15 protein-coding genes are annotated in these 17,282 nt (G+C 68.9%); 2 read left to right on the top strand and 13 right to left on the bottom strand.

The genetic code is table 11. The annotated features are described in order from the left end of the window. Positions 1-42: 42 nt before the first annotated feature. Both AC6LJ9_RS27715 and AC6LJ9_RS27710 read right to left on the bottom strand, forming a co-directional pair. Positions 43-1,644: a DUF1254 domain-containing protein gene (locus AC6LJ9_RS27715; RefSeq protein WP_498150037.1), complete on the bottom strand. Its 1,602-nt coding sequence runs from the start codon at positions 1,642-1,644 to the stop codon at positions 43-45. Positions 1,645-1,971: 327 nt separating this feature from the next. Next, the gene (locus AC6LJ9_RS27710; protein ID WP_212315208.1) at positions 1,972-2,748 is read right to left on the bottom strand and encodes an enoyl-CoA hydratase; all 777 of its coding nucleotides are present in this window, start codon (positions 2,746-2,748) and stop codon (positions 1,972-1,974) included. Positions 2,749-2,787: 39 nt separating this feature from the next. On the opposite strand from AC6LJ9_RS27710, the gene AC6LJ9_RS27705 reads away from it, so the two are divergent. Then, complete coding sequence (locus AC6LJ9_RS27705) at positions 2,788-4,629, top strand: M61 family metallopeptidase (RefSeq protein WP_498150036.1); 1,842 nt, start codon at positions 2,788-2,790, stop codon at positions 4,627-4,629. Here AC6LJ9_RS27705 and AC6LJ9_RS27700 read toward each other — a convergent pair. Next, positions 4,626-5,507: a LysR substrate-binding domain-containing protein gene (locus AC6LJ9_RS27700; protein WP_498150035.1), complete on the bottom strand. Its 882-nt coding sequence runs from the start codon at positions 5,505-5,507 to the stop codon at positions 4,626-4,628. The two genes, AC6LJ9_RS27705 and AC6LJ9_RS27700, sit on opposite strands and share 4 nt — an antisense overlap. 211 nt (positions 5,508-5,718) lie before the next feature. On the opposite strand from AC6LJ9_RS27700, the gene AC6LJ9_RS27695 reads away from it, so the two are divergent. After that, complete coding sequence (locus AC6LJ9_RS27695; RefSeq protein ID WP_498150034.1) at positions 5,719-6,480, top strand: maleate cis-trans isomerase family protein; 762 nt, start codon at positions 5,719-5,721, stop codon at positions 6,478-6,480. Between the two features lie 26 nt (positions 6,481-6,506). Here the strand turns inward: AC6LJ9_RS27695 and AC6LJ9_RS27690 are convergent, their stop codons facing one another. From AC6LJ9_RS27690 to urtA, 10 genes are all read right to left on the bottom strand, one after another. Then, positions 6,507-7,136, bottom strand: a complete 630-nt coding sequence (locus tag AC6LJ9_RS27690; RefSeq protein ID WP_212313765.1) for an ANTAR domain-containing response regulator — start codon at positions 7,134-7,136, stop codon at positions 6,507-6,509. Continuing rightward, entirely contained in the window at positions 7,136-8,290 is a 1,155-nt protein-coding gene (locus AC6LJ9_RS27685) for a transporter substrate-binding domain-containing protein (RefSeq protein WP_212313764.1), read from the bottom strand. The genes AC6LJ9_RS27690 and AC6LJ9_RS27685 overlap by 1 nt, the downstream gene beginning before the upstream one ends. A 95-nt stretch (positions 8,291-8,385) precedes the next feature. Next, on the bottom strand, positions 8,386-10,389 hold the full coding sequence (locus AC6LJ9_RS27680; RefSeq protein WP_498150033.1) for a nitric oxide reductase activation protein NorD: 2,004 nt from the start codon (positions 10,387-10,389) through the stop codon (positions 8,386-8,388). A 5-nt stretch (positions 10,390-10,394) separates the two neighbouring features. Then, entirely contained in the window at positions 10,395-11,201 is an 807-nt protein-coding gene (locus tag AC6LJ9_RS27675; RefSeq protein WP_498150032.1) for a CbbQ/NirQ/NorQ/GpvN family protein, read from the bottom strand. A 67-nt stretch (positions 11,202-11,268) separates the two neighbouring features. Further along, positions 11,269-12,306 carry an aliphatic amidase gene (locus AC6LJ9_RS27670; protein WP_498150031.1) on the bottom strand — a complete coding sequence of 346 codons (1,038 nt, stop codon included), beginning with the start codon at positions 12,304-12,306 and terminating at the stop codon, positions 11,269-11,271. Positions 12,307-12,331: 25 nt separating this feature from the next. Beyond that, positions 12,332-13,021: an urea ABC transporter ATP-binding subunit UrtE gene (urtE, locus tag AC6LJ9_RS27665; RefSeq protein ID WP_212313756.1), complete on the bottom strand. Its 690-nt coding sequence runs from the start codon at positions 13,019-13,021 to the stop codon at positions 12,332-12,334. A 9-nt stretch (positions 13,022-13,030) separates the two neighbouring features. After that, positions 13,031-13,786 (bottom strand): urea ABC transporter ATP-binding protein UrtD, encoded by a 756-nt coding sequence (gene urtD, locus AC6LJ9_RS27660; protein ID WP_498150038.1) that lies wholly within the window; start codon positions 13,784-13,786, stop codon positions 13,031-13,033. Positions 13,787-13,830: 44 nt separating this feature from the next. Continuing rightward, positions 13,831-14,877 carry an urea ABC transporter permease subunit UrtC gene (gene urtC, locus AC6LJ9_RS27655; RefSeq protein ID WP_498150030.1) on the bottom strand — a complete coding sequence of 349 codons (1,047 nt, stop codon included), beginning with the start codon at positions 14,875-14,877 and terminating at the stop codon, positions 13,831-13,833. Between the two features lie 4 nt (positions 14,878-14,881). Beyond that, positions 14,882-15,784 (bottom strand): urea ABC transporter permease subunit UrtB, encoded by a 903-nt coding sequence (gene urtB, locus AC6LJ9_RS27650; protein ID WP_498150029.1) that lies wholly within the window; start codon positions 15,782-15,784, stop codon positions 14,882-14,884. 88 nt (positions 15,785-15,872) lie between these two features. Then, the gene (gene urtA, locus AC6LJ9_RS27645) at positions 15,873-17,069 is read right to left on the bottom strand and encodes an urea ABC transporter substrate-binding protein (RefSeq protein WP_498150028.1); all 1,197 of its coding nucleotides are present in this window, start codon (positions 17,067-17,069) and stop codon (positions 15,873-15,875) included. Positions 17,070-17,282 lie beyond the last annotated feature (213 nt).

Below are 17,282 nucleotides of genomic sequence, written 5' to 3'. Positions count from 1 at the left end.
GCGTTGAATCGCGGCGCGCGTCCGGCCTGCGCGGCAAGTGCTTCAGTCGCGTCGCACCGGCGGCGGCGCCCACAAGCCGTCCAGCGCCAGGTCCTGCGGCCAGTACAGGCGCATGCTCAACAGGAACGGCCCGTCGGAGGCCGGCGCGCTCAGCCAGTTCGCGCGCTTGCGCTCGCCGGGATCGCGGCGCTGGATGTACACGTCCAGCGAACCGTCGGCGTTGTACTTCAGGCCGTCGGTGCTGCGCAGCACATAGCGGTTGGCGGGATTGGCGGCGAAGCCATGCTGGCCGTTGTAGACGTGCAGCGACCAGAACGCGTTGGCCGGCGGCAGCTGGCCCTTCTCGAAGTGCAGCACGTAGTCCTCATCCGAATTGAGCGTGCGGCCCTTGGAATCAGCGACCGTGACCGGATACAGCACGTCCTCGGGCGTCGGCGCGCCCAGGCCCGCATAGGCGATGGAGGCGCGGCGCGTGTAGTCGGTGCCGTAGGTGCCGATGCCCGACAGCACGGTGTTCCAGCCGTTCAGCGATGTGCCCAGTCGTGTCACGCCGTCGGCGATGCGGCGGCCCGCCAGCGGCTGCGCGTCCGCCAGCGCCTGCTGTACTTCGGGACTGAGGCGGCCGAAGTTGAACGGACGCCGGTCGTCCAGGCCGATGCGGCGCATGCGGTCGAGGATGGGGCCGTCATTGGCGTGCGGCGGGTTGTTGCGCAGCGTGTCGAAGAACAGCGCGAAGAACGAGGACGCGTCCAGCGCCGCCGCCTGTTCGGCCGGCGTGCCCGGCGGCAGTTGCTGCATCGTGGTCGTCGGCAGGTCGCTGCCGATGGGCGCCGAGCCGACGCCGGCGCCGGTCAGCGGATACGGGTTCTGCCCGCCCTGCCCCTTCGCGCCGCGCGCCCGCGCGGCCACGCCCGGCGGCAACGCGGCGGGCCCGACCAGCGGGCTGGCCGACATGGACGACTGGATCTGATTGACCGCCGCGTAGTCCTGCGGACCGCCGGCCTGCGTCCAGCCGATCAACCAGCCGGTCGCGGTGGGACTGCGCACCAGGTCCACGCCGGGCGGCAGCGCGCCCTGCCAATCGGGTCCGACGATGGCGAAGGACTGCGCGCCGCTGCCATTGGTGCGCGTGCCGCGCGAGGCGAACACGTCGCTCCACATGTCCAGCGCCGACAGCAGCATGTAGCGGCCGCCGGCATCGGGCAGGCGCACGATCAGCGGCGCGCGCGAGACGTCGAACCACAGGCTCGAATGCAGCGCGTCGGCGCTGGGCCAGGGCGTGCCGGCGGCGGCCGGATCGGGGAATGCGGTCTTGTGGCCGAACTGGTTCATCGGCGCCTTGCCGTCGGCTGGCGACTGCACGGCCGTGGCCTGGCGGCGCGCCAGTTCCATCAGCACCATGGGATAGGCGTAGACGTAGGCATCGATGGCGGTATCGCGCAGCTCCTGCTCGCTCATCCTGGGCGCGGGCGCGGCGGCGGCCGGATACGGGGTTTCGGACACCAGTCTCAGCGTGGAGCGCGGGGCCTGATTCTGGGCCTGATTCTGGGCCTGATTCTGGGCCTGGGCGGCGGCGAAGCAGGCGCTCAGGGCGCTGGCCAGAACGACGGCGGTCCAGCGGCGATTGACAGTGGGGTTACGCATGCAAGGCTCCTTGTTGGTGTTGTTTCGCAAGCGAGCCGCCGCGCAGGGCTTGCCAGTACGGGCAAGCGCCTGTGGCGCGGCACCTCCTGGTATGACGCCTTTCCAGGATAGGGCCGATACCTGCAACAAGGTGCTGCCCAGAAGTTTCAAGGCGCAACGCTGGCAGGAGCCTCCCGGGACGCCGCTCGGGGCTGGGCGCGCGCGCCTTTGCGGCCCGCCGCCGGGCGTCCTTGCCCAGGGAAGCGGCGCAAAAAAAAACGCGCCCGGCATGGGGCGCGCCTGTGCTCGCGGCTTCCCCCCGGCAAACCGAAGGGAAGGTAACAAGCCTTAACGGTGTTTGAAGTCCGGTTTGCGCTTCTCGACGAAGGCGGCCATGCCCTCCTTCTGATCCTCGGTGGCGAACAGCGAATGGAATACGCGGCGCTCGAACAGCAGGCCTTCGTTGAGCGAACCCTCGAAGGCGCGGTTGACGCATTCCTTGGCCATCATGACCGAGGGCAGCGACATGGAGGCGATCACGGTGGCGGCGTCCAGCGCCTCTTCCATGAGCTTGTCGGCCGGCACCACGCGCGACACCAGGCCGGCGCGCTCGGCTTCGTCGGCGCCCATCATGCGGGCGGTCAGGGCCAGGTCCATGGCCTTGGCCTTGCCCACCGCGCGCGGCAGGCGCTGGGTGCCGCCAGCGCCGGGGATCACGCCCAGCTTGATCTCGGGCTGGCCGAACTTGGCGGTGTCGGCGGCGATGATGATGTCGCACATCATCGCCAGTTCGCAGCCGCCGCCCAGCGCGTAGCCGGCAACCGCGGCGATCACCGGCTTCTTGATGCGCTTGAGCGTTTCCCAGTTGCGCGTGATGTATTCGCTGCTGTAGACGTCCATGTACGTCCAGCTTTTCATGGCGCCGATGTCGGCGCCCGCGGCGAAGGCCTTTTCACTGCCGGTAATGACGACGGCGCCGATGTCCGGGTCCGCCTCGAAGGCCAGCAGGGCCGCGCCGAGTTCGTCCATCAGTTGATCGTTCAGCGCGTTCAGCGCCTTGGGGCGGTTCAGCGTCAGCAGGCCCACGCGGCCCCGGGTTTCGACCAGTACGAACGACTCGCTCATTGCATGTCTCCAGATAGGGTATGAAAGTAAGATATGAGCATGAAAACAAAGACCCCCCACGCCACGCGCGCCCGGCGCGTGTCCGCCGCCCCTCGTGGGAGCAACGCGGCGGTCCCGCAATCCCCCGTACTTTACCGCCTCTGGCCGCAGGACCCGGCCGGGCACCGCTACCGGATAACCCTGACGGTGGCCGAACCGGCCGCCGACGGCCAGCGCCTGTCGCTGCCGGCCTGGATCCCGGGCAGCTACCTGATCCGCGACTTCTCGCGCCAGATCGAATCGCTGACGGCCTATTCCGGCGCGCGGCGGGTGGCGCTGGACAAGCTCGACAACCACACCTGGCAGGCCGCGCCCTGCGACGGCCCGCTGCGCGTCGAATACGAGGTCTATGCCTGGGACCTGTCGGTGCGGGGCGCGCACCTGGATGAAACCCACGGCTTCTTCAACGGCACCAGCGTGTTCCTGCGCGTGCACGGCCAGGAACCGCTGCCCTGCCTGGTCGACCTGGCGCCGCCGCGCGGCATCGACGGCTGGACGGTGCACACCAGCCTGCCGGAAGCGCGCGGCCTGCCGGGCGCGGCCCGCCGCCACGGCTTCGGCCTGTACCGGGCGCCCGACTACGACGCGCTGATCGACCACCCTGTCGAGATGGGCACGCCGCAAGTCGTCAGCTTCACCGCCCACGGCGCAGAGCATGAACTGGTCTTCACCGGCGTGGCGCCCAAGCTGGACCTGGCGCGCATTTCCGACGACGTGCGCCGCATCTGCGAAGCCCAGATCGCCTTCTTCGAGCCGCGCACCCGCCGCGCGCCCTTCCTGGACAGCGCCGACCGCTACGTGTTCATGACCATGGTCACGAACGACGGCTACGGCGGCCTGGAGCATCGTGCCAGCACCGCGCTGATGACCGCGCGCAAGGACCTGCCGGTGCTGGGCCAGCAGGGCCAGGGCGAAGGCTATCGCGGCTTCCTGGGCCTGGTCAGCCATGAGTACTTCCACACCTGGAACGTCAAGCGCATCAAGCCCGCCGCCTTCGCGCCCTACGACCTGTCGCAGCCCGACCTGACCCGCCTGCTGTGGGTGTTCGAGGGCTTCACGTCCTATTACGACGACCTGCTGCTGCTGCGCTCCGGCGCCATCACGCAGGCCGACTACCTGCGCCTGCTGGCCAAGACCATCACCGGCGTGGCGCGCACGCCCGGCCGCCTGAAGCAGTCGGTGGCCGAAAGCTCGTTCGACGCCTGGACCCGCTACTACAAGCAGGACGAGAACTCGCCCAACGCCCTGGTCAGCTACTACACCAAGGGTTCGCTGGTGGCGCTGGGACTGGACCTGCTGATCCGCCAGGAAACCGCCGGCGCGCGCTCGCTCGACGATGTGATGCGCCTGCTGTGGCAGCGCCACGGCCGCGACTTCTACCAGGGCCGGCCACAAGGCCTGGCGGAAGACGGCCTGCCCGCGTTGATCCGCGAGGCCACCGGCGTGGACGCGCGCCGCTTCATCGCGCGCTACGCCTACGGCACCGCCGACGTGCCGCTGGCCGAATTGCTGGAATCGCAAGGCATCAGGCTGCAATGGAAGACCGCCGCCAACATCCCCACGCTGGAAGTGCGCACGCGCAAGCAGGGCGACACGCTGGCGCTGGCCACGGTGCTGGAAGGCGGCGCCGGCCACAAGGGCGGGCTGTCGGCCGGTGATGTGCTGGTGGCCATCGACGGCCTGCGCGTGGACGCGCCGGCCGGGCTGGAACTGCTGCTGGCGCAATACCGCCCCGGCGACCGCGTCACGATCCACGTGTTCCGCCGCGACGAGCTGCGCGCCTTCCGCGTCCGGTTGGGCGCGCCGCAGGCGCTGGACTGCGTGCTCAGCGAGTCCCGCTAGCGCGGGCCGCCCTGCGCGGCGGCCTGCAGGAAACTGTCCAGCGCGCGGCGGCGTCCCTGCCGCCGCGTGACCGCGTACACCATGGCCTGCGACAGCGCGGCGGGCAGCGCGCACACCGCGATGCGGCCTTCCATCTGGCGACAGGCGGATTCCGGCGCCAGCGCCACGCCCAGCCCCGCCGCCACCAGCGCCAGCTGGGCCGGCACTTCCGCCACGCTCTGCGCCACGTCCGGCACGAAGCCTTCGCGCGCGCAGGCCTCGGCCAGCCAGCGCGCATAGGCCGAAGTGTCCTGGCGCAGCACCACGAAGGGTTCCCGCGCCAGGTCGGCCAGCGCCAGCCGCTTGCGGCCCGCCAGGCGATGCCCGGCCGGCAGCGCCACCGCCACCGGATCCGGCCACAAAGGCTGCGATTGCAGCTCCTCGTCGTCGACCCGCGTGCGCGAGATGCTGAGGTCGATGCGATGTCCGCGCAGCGCCTCGATCTGCGCCGCCGGGCTCATCTCGTTCAGCAGCACAGACACCTGCGGGTGCGTGCGCCGGTAGCGCGTGATCAGCGCCGGCGCCGGCCCCATGAAATGCGATCCCGACAAACCGATCTCGATGCGGCCGGCCAGGCCCTGGTCCACCGCCTGCGCGCGCACGGTCGCGTCCTTGAGCCGCCCCAGCGTGACGCGCACGTCGTTCAGGAAGGCCTCGCCGGCCTCGGTCAGCGCGACGCGGCGGTTGTTGCGGTCGAACAGCTTCACGCCCAGCTCGCGCTCCAGCTGCGCGATCTGCAGGCTGAGCGGCGGCTGTGAGATATGCAGGCGCGCCGCCGCGCGGGTGAAGTTCAGTTCTTCGGCCAGCACGGCGAAGTAGCGCAGTTGGCGGAGTTCCATGACGGGGAGCGTAGGGCCGGGCGACGACGAATGATTTGCCAAAGATATGAAACCAGACAAAAACTATATTGGAAAGTATCAATTCCGGCGAGCAGAATAAACCCGACCCTGACGCGCCGGCCCCTGCGGCCCTGACAGTCCGCCGATCCTGACACCACGCGGACATAGGCCGGAAACGCGCAGCCATTCCAAGAATCTCCGGAGACCTTCCATGTCCGCTTCCCCGCGCAACATCCGCATCGGCCAGATCGTGCCCAGCTCCAACACCACGATGGAAACCGAGATCCCCGCCATGCTGCGCCGCCGCGAAGCCTTCGCGCCCGAGCGCTACACCTTCCACTCCAGCCGCATGCGCATGAAGCAGGTGACGGCGGCCGAGCTGGCCTCGATGGACCGCGAATCCGACCGCTGCGCGCAGGAACTGTCCGACGCGCGCGTCGACGTGCTGGGCTATGCCTGCCTGGTGGCCATCATGAGCCAGGGCCTGGGCTATCACCGCGTGTCGCAGGAACGCCTGCACCAGGCCACGGTCGCCAACGGCGGCGCGGCGCCGGTGATCTCCAGCGCGGGCGCGCTGGTCGAGGGCCTGCACGCCATCGGCGCGCGCAAGGTCGCCATCCTCACGCCCTACATGAAGCCGCTGACCAAGCTGGTGGTGGACTACATCGAGCATGAAGGCATCGAGGTCCATGACAGCCTGTCGCTGGAGATCCCCGACAACCTGAAGGTCGGCGCGCAGGATCCGCTGGCGCCGGCCGAGCATGTGAAGCGGCTGGACACGCGCGGCGTGGACGCGGTGGTGCTGTCGGCCTGCGTGCAGATGCCCTCGCTGGCCTCGATCCAGCCCACGCAGGACCGTCTCGGCCTGCCAGTCGTGACGGCGGCCGCCGCCACCGTCTACCGCATGCTGCAGGAACTGGGCCTGGACACGCGCGTGCCGGACGCCGGCGAACTGCTGTCGGGCAAGTATTGAACGCCTGAATCCTTCCGGCCGGCAGCCTACTTGCCCAGCGACAGGATCTCGTTGGCGTTGACGATGGCGCCGGCGATTTCCTCGGTGGTCACGCGCTTGTTCATGGCCTGCTCGCGGATCAGGTCGTAGGCCTGGCCCTCGGTCACGTTGCGCGTGCGCATCAGGATGCTCTTGGCCTCGGCGATGCGGCGCGCGCCCAGCAGCTTGCCCTCCAGCTTGCGCAGCCGGCGCGCGTGCGACTTGATGTCGTCATAGACCTGCCGCGCCACCACCAGCGAGGACAGGAGGCCGAACGAGCGCACCGGCGAGGGCAGCACCGCCTTGGCGCCGATGCGCAGCACGGCCTCGACGATGGTCGGATTCTCGTAGGTGACGATGGCGATCACCATCGGCGCGTCCTCGCTCTTGGCCCACTCGAAACCCAGGTCGATCACGTCCGGCCGCACGGCCAGGAACACCACGTCCAGCCCTTCCGGCAAGGTCGGCGCCGGCGGCCAGAAGGTCTGCACCTGACAGCCGATGCGCTGCAGCTGCTGCGTCAACTGGCGGCCATCGGCATCGTCCGGATGGTAGACGGCGATGCGCAGCGTGCGCAGGTCCTTGAGCAGGGAAGGCGTCGCGCGCACCGCGCGCTGGCGGCTGGCGGGCTCCCCCATCAGATCTCCAGCGAGCTGAGGGTGGCCGTCCAGTCGCCCAGCGAATGGGTGACCAGGTACGGATCGGGATGCACGGGCCGCGTGGCCTCGCGCACGATGGTGAATTGCCCCTTGGCGTTGACCCGGCCGACGCGCGGATACAGGCAGGTGTGATGGTTGGTGGGGTCGATGCGCACGCGGCCCTGCGGCGCCGAGAATTCGCTTTGCAGCACGCGCGGCAGGATCTGCGCGATCTCGTCGGTGCCGGTGTCGCGGTAGGCGTTGGCGAAGATGTGCATCTGGAAGTAGGCCGCCTCCCAGCACAGATTGGGCACGCAGTCTTCGCCGAAGCGCCGCCGCAATCGCTCCAGGCAGCGCCGGTTGATGTCGGAATCGATGGACTGGAAGTACGGCGCCGACGTGAAATGCCCGGCCGCCACCGCCGGCTCCATCTGGGACAGCTCGGCCTCGGACGTGGTCAGGCTGGCGATCGGCATGGTCTTGGGATCGAAGCCGGCGTCGGCATAGGCGCGGTACAGGCAGGCGGTGGAATTGCCGACCACGGTCGAGAAGATGAAGTCCGGCCGCTTGTTGCGGATGTCGTCCAGGATCTCGCGGTAGTCGCGCTCGGTGGCGTTCAACGCCACGTAGCGCTCGCCCAGCTTGGCGCTGTCCTGACGCTGCAGCACCAGCTCGCCCATGATGCGGTTGGACTCGTACGGATAGATGTAGTCCGAGCCGATCAGGTAGACGCGCGCGCCGAAATTGGCCGTCATGAACTCGGCCAGCTGCACGCTGTTCTGGTTGGGCGCGGCGCCGGTGTAGATGATGTTGTTCGAGAACTCGAAGCCCTCGTACAGCGTGGGATAGAACAGCAGCTTGTTCCACTTTTCCACCACCGGCAGCACGGCCTTGCGGCTGCTGGACATGTAGCAGCCGAAGATCACGTTGACGCGGTCCTGCGTGATCAGCCTTTCGGCCAGCACGCTGTAAGTGGCCGGGTCCGAGCACGGGTCGTAGCGCACCGGCACGATCTCGCGGCCGTCCACCCCGCCGCCCTCGTTGATCTCGTCGATGGCCAGCAGCGTGCCCTGCAGCTGCGAGCGGCCGATGGTCGATGTGGCCCCTGTTTCCGAGAACAGCACGCCCACGCGGATAGGATCTTTGTTCGCCATAGTCAGGGCCTGCGCGGGCGCGCAGGCCGCTCCGGGTTCGATCGCGTCAGTTTCAACATGGGCGGCAGCGGCGTCAACACGAGGATTCCTGGGGGTCAGCCGGCGGCGATGCGGGCGTAGGCGCGCGCCAGCGCGGCGGCCAGCCTGGCCGGATTGGTCACGAGCTGGTAGCCGCCCGCGCCGAACATGGCGCGCAACTGCGGCGCGGCGCGCGCATCCAGCGCCAGGCAGTGCACCCGCAGGCCACGGCGGCGCAAGGCAAGCGCGGCGGCGCGCGCGTCCTCGACCAGGTAGCGCGGATCGTGCACGTCCACGTCCGAGGGCGCGCCGTCGGTCACCACCACGATGGCATGGCGTTCCGCGTCGGCGCGCAGCGCCAGTTCGCCGGCGTGGCGCAACGCCGCGCCCAGCCGGGTCGAATGGCGCGCGCGGGCGGCCTCGACGCGGCCGGCGGCCGGCCCCAGCGGCGACTCGCCGAAATCCAGCAGCCGCACGTAGTCCACCGCCGCCCGCGTGTCGGACGAAAAACCATGCACGGCCACGCCGTCGCCGCTGCCGGCCAGCGAACCCGCCAGCAGCAGCGCCGCGCGTTTCTCCAGATCCAGCACCGTGGGCCCGCCCGGCGCCGCCAGGTCGTTGGCCGACTCCGACAGGTCCAGCAGCACCAGCGTGGCGCAGCGGCAGGGCTGGCGACCGGGCCGCATGAACAGGCGCGCCTCCGGCGCCAGATCCAGCCGCCGGTCGACCAGCACCTCGATGGCGGCGTTCAGGTCGATGTCGTCGCCCTCCCACTGGCGCCGCAGCCGGCGGCCCCGGTTCAAGCGCCGCGACTGCGCCAGCGCGACCTTGTGCCGCGCCGCGCCGCCGGCCGCGCCGATGACGGGCCCGGGCGCGGCGCGCTCGATCACCGTGCTCCAGTCCGGCCGCGCGCGGCCCAACCGGTAGTCCCATTCCGGGTAGGCGTGGCGCGCCAGCTCGGCGGGCGCGGCGGCCTCCGGCGGCGCGCTGTCCGGCGACGACGCGTCCGTGTGCGGCGGCGCGTCCTGCCGCGCGCCCCGGGCAGTCAGCGCGTGCGCCTCGGGCGGCGGCTGGGCCGATTCACCGTGGTCCCACAGATAGGAATTGTCATCGCGGTACGGCACCGGCACGGCGTGCTGCTGCGGATTGAAGCGCACCCGCATCTGCCCCAGGTCATTGGCCAGCACCGAGGCCAGCCGGCGGAACGCGGCGGCGTCGTCCAGGTCCGGCTGCGCCTCGAACAGGTCGCGCGCCTTGTTGACCCAGTGGTTGTCATCGGCCAGAGCCGGATCCATCAGCACGCGGTCCAGCCGCTGCGCCAGCGCGGCGTAGCTCAGGTCGGCGGGATCGGGCGCCGGCGGCACGAAGGGGCGGAACCAGCGGCGCGCGCCGGGCAAGGCGGCGCACAGCAGGCGCTCGACGCGCGCGTCCTCGATCGCCGACACCACGGCCAGCGCCAGCGGCTTGAGCGCGCCCGTCGGTTGCGCGGCGCGCGAATACAGGCAGTGCGCGGCCGCGTGCGCCACGGCGGCGCGGTACAGCGCCCAGCGGTCGGCGCCGTCCAGCACCGTGTAGCTGTCCGGCGCCAGCAGGTGCGTGGCGGTCAGGATGGGCCGCGACGGGGGACCGAACAGCGACTGGCGGCGCTGCGGCTCCACCGTCATCGCGCGCCGCGACAGACCGGTCAGCAGATACGACAGCGGCGCCTGCAAGGCTTCCAGCTCGCGCGCGGCGGCCTCGCCATGCAGCGCCTCGCGCGCATAGGGATCGCGCAGCTGGAAATAGGCGCGCTGCGCGGCCGGCGCGCGCTCGTGTCGGCGCAGGCCCGCCAGCACCCAGCGTCCCAGGCCGCCGGCGCTCAGTCGCGCCATCAGCAGGTCCAGCCGCTCGGCCACGGCCTGGGCGCATTCGGGGTCTTCCTCATGCAGCGCCTGGATCCAGCGCCAGGCTTCGTCGGCCTGGGCCGCGCCCCGGCTGGCCGACAGCCGCCGCAGCTTGTCCGCCACGGCGCCTGCCAGCGGACCGGCGGCGCCCGCGCCGGCCGGCATGGTCTCATCCCAGGAAGGCGGCGGCGCGCGCATGGCCGTCATTCCAGGTTCGCGTCGATCAGGGCGCGCAAGGCGGCCGCCATGTCGGGATCGTCCGTCAGCGCGTGCGTGATGGTCATGTCGCAGCTGTCCGCCGGGCTGACGCCGTCGCGAATCAGCACGCCGGCATAGATCAGCATGCGGGTGGACGCGCCCTCGTCCAGGCCACGGTCGCGCAGCGCGCGCGAGCCCTCGGCGATGCGCACCAGGCGCGCGGCCAGCGCGCCGTCGATGCCGGATTCATGGGCCACGATCTCGGCCTCCAGCGCCGGCTCGGGATAGCCGAACTCCAGCGCGGCGAAGCGCTGCCGCGTCGAGGCCTTCATGTCCTTGGCGCTGCTCTGGTAGCCCGGGTTGTACGACACCACCAGCTGGAAGTCGGGATGCGCGCGCACCAGCTCGCCCTTCTTGTCCAGCGGCAGCACGCGGCGCGCGTCGGTCAGCGGGTGGATGACCACGGTGGTGTCCTGGCGCGCCTCGACCACCTCGTCCAGGTAGCAGATGCCGCCGTGGCGCACGGCCTGGGTCAGCGGCCCGTCATGCCAGGCGGTGCCGCCGGCATCCAGCAGATAGCGCCCGATCAGGTCGGACGCGGTCATGTCCTCGTTGCAGGCCAGCGTCACCAGCGGCCGGCCCAGCTTCCAGGCCATGTATTCCACGAAGCGGGTCTTGCCGCAGCCGGTCGGTCCCTTCAGGATCAGCGGCATGCGGTGCGCGTAGGCGCGCTCGTACAGCGCGACCTCGCCGCCGGCGGGACGGTAGAAGGGTTCCTCGGCGATCCGGTAGTCATCGAGCGGGGACGGCACGTTTGCGTTCCTCCAGGCGTGACCCGTTCCGCGCCATGCGGAACGGGATGATCAGGACTCGCTGCATTCAACGATGCCGCGCGGCCTCGTTGGGCAGTCCCTCGATCGGGCATTCTGGCGTGCCCACGGTCGTGCGGGTGAAGGACTCGACCATCTTGCGCGTGCCTTCGGGGTCGTTGATCCAGTTGGCGTAGAAGTTGTACGGGCAGGCGGCCACGCCGTTGGCTTCCTCGCCGGAATTGATCTTGCCGGTGTAGCCGCGATGCACCAGCTTGAACAGGTGGTTCTGCGACTGCATGTTCTTGCGCGCGTCGCGGATCAGGCTGGTGGACAGCTCGGCGTACTGGATGCCCATGTCCTCCTCGCCGCATTCGCCCAGCGTGCGGCCGTCGAAGCCGATGATGGCCGAATGCCCGAAGTACGAATACACGCCGTCGAAGCCCGCCGCGTTGGCCACGGCCACGTAGACGTTGTTCATCCAGGCCATCGCCTTGGACACCATGACCTGCTGGTCCTTGGCCGGGTACATATAGCCCTGGCAGCGCACGATCAGCTCGGCGCCGCGCATGGCGCAGTCGCGCCAGATCTCGGGGTAGTTGCCGTCATCGCAGATGATGAGGCTGATCTTCATGCCCTTGGGGCCTTCGGACACGTAGGTGCAATCGCCCGGATACCAGCCCTCGATCGGCACCCAGGGCATGATCTTGCGGTACTTCTGCACGATCTCGCCCTTGTTGTTCATCAGGATCAGCGTGTTGTAGGGCGCCTTGTTCGGATGCTCTTCGTGGCGCTCGCCGGTCAGCGAAAACACGCCCCATACGTTGGCCTTGCGGCAGGCGTCGGCGAAGATCGCGGTTTCCTCGCCCGGGATGGCGGACGCGGTGTCGTACATCTCCTTGGCGTCGTACATGATGCCGTGGGTGGAGTACTCGGGGAAGATCACCAGGTCCATGCCAGGCAGGCCGCGCTTCATGCCCACGACCATGTCGGCGATCTTGCGGGCGTTCTCCATCACCTCGGCCTTGGTGTGCAGGCGCGGCATCTTGTAGTTCACCACGGCCACGCCGACGCAATCGTTGCTGCTGGAGATATCTCCATGTCTCATGACAATGCTCCTCGTAGTTTGGCGGTCATACCGCCAGGAAAGACCTGACCTTGTCCTGGTCCAGCGTCTCGCGCGCTTCCTCGTGCACGATGCGGCCCCGGTCGATCACCAGGAAGCGGTCGGCCAGGTCCAGCGCGAAGCTCAGCATCTGCTCGGACACCACGACGGCGAAGCCACGCTCGCGCCGCAGCTCGTTGAGCACGCGCGCGATGTCCTTGATGATGGAAGGCTGTATGCCTTCCGTGGGTTCGTCCAGGATCAGCACCTTGGGCTCGGACATCAGCGCCCGCGCGATCGCCAGCTGCTGCTGCTGGCCGCCGGACAGGTTGCCGCCCTTGCGCGCCCGCATCTCCTTGAGCACCGGAAAAAAGCGGTACAGGTATTCCGGCACCGTGCGCGCGCCGCGCTCGCCGGCGCCGGCCAGGATGTTCTGCTCCACCGTCAAGAAAGGAAAGATCATGCGGCCCTGCGGCACGAAGGCCAGGCCGCTGCGCACGCGCTGGTAGCTTTCCAGCCCCGCCAGCTCGCGTCCTTCAAGCCGGATGCTGCCCGAGCGCGCCGGCAGCATGCCGATCAGCGCCTTCAGCAGCGTGGTCTTGCCCATGCCGTTGCGGCCCATCACCGCCACCGACTCGCGCGGCGCGACGCCGAAGGACACATCGCGCAGCACCTGCGACTCGCCGTAGCCCGCGTTCAGGTTCTCGATCTGGAACATGGCGTCTCCTCAATGGCCCAGGTACACATCGCGCACGCGCGGATCGGCCTGCACCTCATGCACCGTGCCCTCGCTGAGCAGGCGCCCCTGGTGCAGCACCGTGACCTTGTGGGCGATGCGCTTGACGAAGTCCATGTCGTGCTCGATCACCACCATGGACTTGCCGCGCGCGATGCGCGCCAGCAACTCGGCGGTCTGCTCGCGCTCGCGCGGGCTCATGCCGGCCACCGGCTCGTCCAGCAGCAACAGTCGCGGCTCCTGCATCAGCAGCATGCCGATCTCCAGCCATTGCTTCTGGCCGTGGCTCAGGCGCCCCGCCTTCTCGGCCAGCCGCTCGGCCAGGAATACCTGCTGCGCCATCGCCGCGATGCGCTCGCGCACGGCGGCCGTGCGGCGAAAGCGCAGCGAGCGCATCACGCCGTACTCGCGCGGCAGCGAGATCTCGAAGTTCTCCAGCACCGTCAGGTCCTCGTAGACCGAAGGCGTCTGGAACTTGCGGCCCACGCCGGCGCGCACGATCTGGTGCTCGGCCATGCGGGACAGATCGCGGCCCTGGAACATCACCCGGCCCGACGTGGGCCGGGTCTTGCCGCAGATCATGTCCAGCAGCGTGGTCTTGCCCGCGCCGTTGGGACCGATGATCACGCGCAGCTCGTCGCGCGCCACCGACAGGCTCAATCCATCCACCGCCTTGAAGCCGTCGAACACCACCGTCAGGTCCTCGACGCTCAGGATCGCGCCTTCGCCGGGCCGGTCGGCCTGCATGCTCATGTCCATCGCGGGGGGCTCCTGCAGGTCCAATGCCGTGCTCATTGCGCGCTCCTTGCGGCGCGTCGCGCCTGCAGCTGGCCCACCACGCCGGCCAGGCCGTTGGGCATGGCGGCCACCACCAGGATGAAGACCCCGCCCAGGAAATACAGCCAGGCCTCGGGAAAGGTCTCGGACAGATAGGACTTGAGGAAGCCGATCAGCAGCGCGCCGACCACCGCGCCGGGAATCGACAGCCGGCCGCCGACCGCCGCGTAGATCACCATCTCGATCGAGGCCACCACGCCGATGGCTCCCGGCGAGATCAGCCCCACCTGCAAGGTGAAGAAGGCCCCGCCGATGGACGACAGCACGGCCGCCGCGCTGAAGACGCAGGCCTTGACGTGCGCCGTGTCGTAGCCGGAAAAGCGCACCCGGTCCTCGCGGTCGCGGATGGCGATCAGGATCTTGCCCAGCCGGCTGCGCACCACCGCCAGCGCGGCCAGCATGCACAGCGTCAGGCAGGCGGCCTCGACCAGGTACAGCACGCGCTTGCCCTCGTCGCCCACGATGTCCATGCCCAGCAGGGTGCGGAAGTCGGTGATGCCGTTGGCGCCGCCGGTATCGCCCTGCTGCCCGATGATCAGCACCGTCAGCGTCATGGCCAGCGCCAGCGTGACGATGGCGAAGTACACGCCGCCCACGCGCTTGCGGAAGATCGCGTAGGAAAACAGGTAGGCCGCCGCGCCCGGCAACGCCAGGATCAGGGCCAGCGTCCAGCCCGGCGAATGGAACGGCTGCCACCAGGCGGGCAGGCTGTCCACGCTGCTCCACACCATGAAGTCCGGCAGCTCGGGCGCCGAGGCCTCCAGCTTCAGGAACATGGCCATCATGTAGCCTCCCAGGCCGAAGAAGATGCCCTGCCCCAGGCTCAGCACGCCGCTGTAGCCCCAGGTCAGCACGATGCCGATCGCGACAAAGGCGAAGGCCATGTACTTGCCCACCAGGTTCAGGCGGAACGGGTCCAGCGCCAGCGGCAAGACCAGCAGCACGGCCAGCGCCACCAGCGCGATGGAAATTACCTCGGTTCTACGGTAGATCGCCTTCATCGCCTCACCCCCGCGTCTTGCTGGCGAACAGCCCGTTGGGCCGGAAGTACAGCACCGCGATGACCAGCACCAGGATGGTCACCTTGGCCATGGAACCGCTCATCAGGTATTCGAACGTGGTCTGCGACTGCGCGATGGCGAAGCCGGAGAAGGCGGTTCCCAGCAGGCTCTGCACGCCGCCGAACACCACCACGATGAAGGAATCGACGATGTAGAGCTGACCGGTGCCGGGATTGGTCGAGCCGATCATGGTGAATACGCAGCCGGCGATGCCCGCCAGGCCGGAACCCAGCGCGAAGGTCATCGCATCCACGCGCCGCGTGTTGATGCCGACCGCGCCCGCCATGGCGCGGTTCTGCGTCACCGCGCGCACCCGCAAGCCCCAGGCGCTGCGGTACAGCAGCAGGTACACGGCGATCGACACCAGCAGCGTCAGCCCCAAAATGAAAATTCGATTCAACGGGAATTGCAGGTCCGGCGTCGGTTCCCAGGCGCCGCTCAGCCACGATGCCAGCGGCACGCTGACTTCCTGCGCGCCGAACAGCGAACGGTAGGCCTGCTGCAGGATCAGGCTCAGGCCCCAGGTGGCCAGCAGCGTGTCCAGCGGCCGGTTGTAGAACCAGCGTATGAAGCCGCGCTCCAGCATGTAGCCAAAGGCGAAGGTGGCGGCGAAGGCCAGCGGAATGGCCGCGAACAGGTACACGTCCATCCAGCCGGGCGCCCAGCGATGAAAGCCCAGCGACACGAGGTAAGTGATGTAGGCGCCCATCGCCATCAGCTCGCCGTGCGCCATGTTGATGACGCCCATCAGGCCGAACACCACGGCCAGTCCGATCGCCATCAATAGAAGGATGCTGAACAGGCTGACGCCGTTGAACAGCTGCATTGCCGCGATATCGAGATTCATGGTTTGCTTCCATGCCGGGCCGGCGGACGCGCCGGCCGCCGCCGCGTGCCAGGGATTCCTCGGGGCGCCGCGAGGCGCCTCCAGGGGCCTACAGTTTCGGGAAGGGATTGGGCTCGATCAGTTCGGGCGATTCCCACACCACGTCGAACTGCCCGTCAGGGCGGGCGCGCCCCACCCGCACCTTCTTCCACACGTGATGGTTCTTCTCGTGCACGCGCACCGTGCCTTCCGGCGCCTCCAGCGCCAGGCCGGCCGAGGCCGCGATCACCGCGTCCGGATCGAAGGACTTGGCCTTTTCCACCGCCAGCTTCCACAGGTGCACGCTGTTGTAGGCCACCTGCATCGGATCGCCGATCACGCGATCCTGGCCGTACTTGGCCTTGAAGGCCTGCACGAACTTTTCATTGACCGGGTTCTTCAGGCTCTGGAAGTAGCCCATGCAGGCGTAGTAGCCGGCGGCGTTGTCCTTGCCGATGCCCTCGATCTCGTTTTCCGACACGACGGTCGACAGCAGCACCACGCGCGTGCCGTCCAGGCCGGCGGCGCGCAGCTGCTTGTAGAAGGCCACGTTGGAGCCGCCCACCACGGTGCTGTAGATGCACTCGGGCTTGGCCGCCTTGATCTTGTTGATGATGGACGAGAACTCGGTGTGTCCCAGCGGCGCGTACTCCTCGCCCACGACCTTGGCGCCCATGCGCGCGATGGCGGGCTTGGCGATCTTGTTGCAGGTGCGCGGATAGATGTAGTCGGAGCCGACCAGGAAGAAGTTCTTGCCCTTCTCGCGCGCCATCCATTCGACGGCGGCGATGACCGACTGCGTGGCTTCCTGCGACGGGTAGAGCACGCGCGCGTCCTGCTCCTGGCCTTCGTAATAGGTCGGGTAGTACAGCAGGCCCTTGCTGCGCGCCAACACCGGCAACAGCGCCTTGCGCGAGGCCGAGGTATAGCAGCCGATGATGGCGGCGACCTTGTCGCGGTCGAGCAGCTTGCGCGCCTTCTCGGCGAAAACGGCGTTTTCGCTGGCGCCGTCCTCCACCACCGGATCGATGCGGCGGCCCATCACGCCGCCGGCGGCGTTGATCTCTTCGATGGCCAGCTTCTCGGCGTCCACCAGCGAGGCCTCGGCGATGGCAATGGTGCCGGACAGCGAATGCAGCAGCCCGAGCTTGACGGTGTTGTCCTGGGCCCATGCCATGCGCGGCAGCGCGGTCATGCCCGACGCGGCGCTCATCAGGATCAGGGAGCCGCTTTGCTGCAGAAAGCGGCGGCGGTTGGTTTCGCTCATCAATGCGCTCCTGTGCGTTTCGGAAGGCAAGCCCGGTCCCTGGCCGCCCGGAATGGGCAGCCGCCTGAGCCAGCCGAATCACGACGGCAACCGCCCGACCGCAGCGCTTTCGTTTCTTCGGGCAAAGCTCCGCCCACGGCGCGCCATTGCGCCATCGTGAAGAAGTCGAGAAGCAAACGGAAAACAAAAAGGCCCGAGCCGGATATACCGGCT

Source organism: Achromobacter sp. 1011811831 (assembly GCF_059760905.1).
Note: the sequence above shows the minus strand (reverse complement) of the source record. Positions and strands in the feature narration are given on the sequence as shown.

What these genes read in the sequence shown, in the direction of transcription:
- AC6LJ9_RS27690 (WP_212313765.1), bottom strand. Translation starts at nt 7,136, where the DNA reads ATGGGGGAGCCCGCCAGCCGCCAGCGCGCGGTGCGCGCGACGCCTTCC.
- urtE (WP_212313756.1), bottom strand. Translation starts at nt 13,021, where the DNA reads ATGTTCCAGATCGAGAACCTGAACGCGGGCTACGGCGAGTCGCAGGTG.
- AC6LJ9_RS27670 (WP_498150031.1), bottom strand. Translation starts at nt 12,306, where the DNA reads ATGAGACATGGAGATATCTCCAGCAGCAACGATTGCGTCGGCGTGGCC.
- AC6LJ9_RS27700 (WP_498150035.1), bottom strand. Translation starts at nt 5,507, where the DNA reads ATGGAACTCCGCCAACTGCGCTACTTCGCCGTGCTGGCCGAAGAACTG.
- AC6LJ9_RS27680 (WP_498150033.1), bottom strand. Translation starts at nt 10,389, where the DNA reads ATGCGCGCGCCGCCGCCTTCCTGGGATGAGACCATGCCGGCCGGCGCG.
- AC6LJ9_RS27685 (WP_212313764.1), bottom strand. Translation starts at nt 8,290, where the DNA reads ATGGCGAACAAAGATCCTATCCGCGTGGGCGTGCTGTTCTCGGAAACA.
- urtD (WP_498150038.1), bottom strand. Translation starts at nt 13,786, where the DNA reads ATGCAGGCCGACCGGCCCGGCGAAGGCGCGATCCTGAGCGTCGAGGAC.
- AC6LJ9_RS27710 (WP_212315208.1), bottom strand. Translation starts at nt 2,748, where the DNA reads ATGAGCGAGTCGTTCGTACTGGTCGAAACCCGGGGCCGCGTGGGCCTG.
- AC6LJ9_RS27695 (WP_498150034.1), top strand. Translation starts at nt 5,719, where the DNA reads ATGTCCGCTTCCCCGCGCAACATCCGCATCGGCCAGATCGTGCCCAGC.
- urtC (WP_498150030.1), bottom strand. Translation starts at nt 14,877, where the DNA reads ATGAAGGCGATCTACCGTAGAACCGAGGTAATTTCCATCGCGCTGGTG.
- AC6LJ9_RS27715 (WP_498150037.1), bottom strand. Translation starts at nt 1,644, where the DNA reads ATGCGTAACCCCACTGTCAATCGCCGCTGGACCGCCGTCGTTCTGGCC.
- urtB (WP_498150029.1), bottom strand. Translation starts at nt 15,784, where the DNA reads ATGAATCTCGATATCGCGGCAATGCAGCTGTTCAACGGCGTCAGCCTG.
- AC6LJ9_RS27705 (WP_498150036.1), top strand. Translation starts at nt 2,788, where the DNA reads ATGAAAACAAAGACCCCCCACGCCACGCGCGCCCGGCGCGTGTCCGCC.
- urtA (WP_498150028.1), bottom strand. Translation starts at nt 17,069, where the DNA reads ATGAGCGAAACCAACCGCCGCCGCTTTCTGCAGCAAAGCGGCTCCCTG.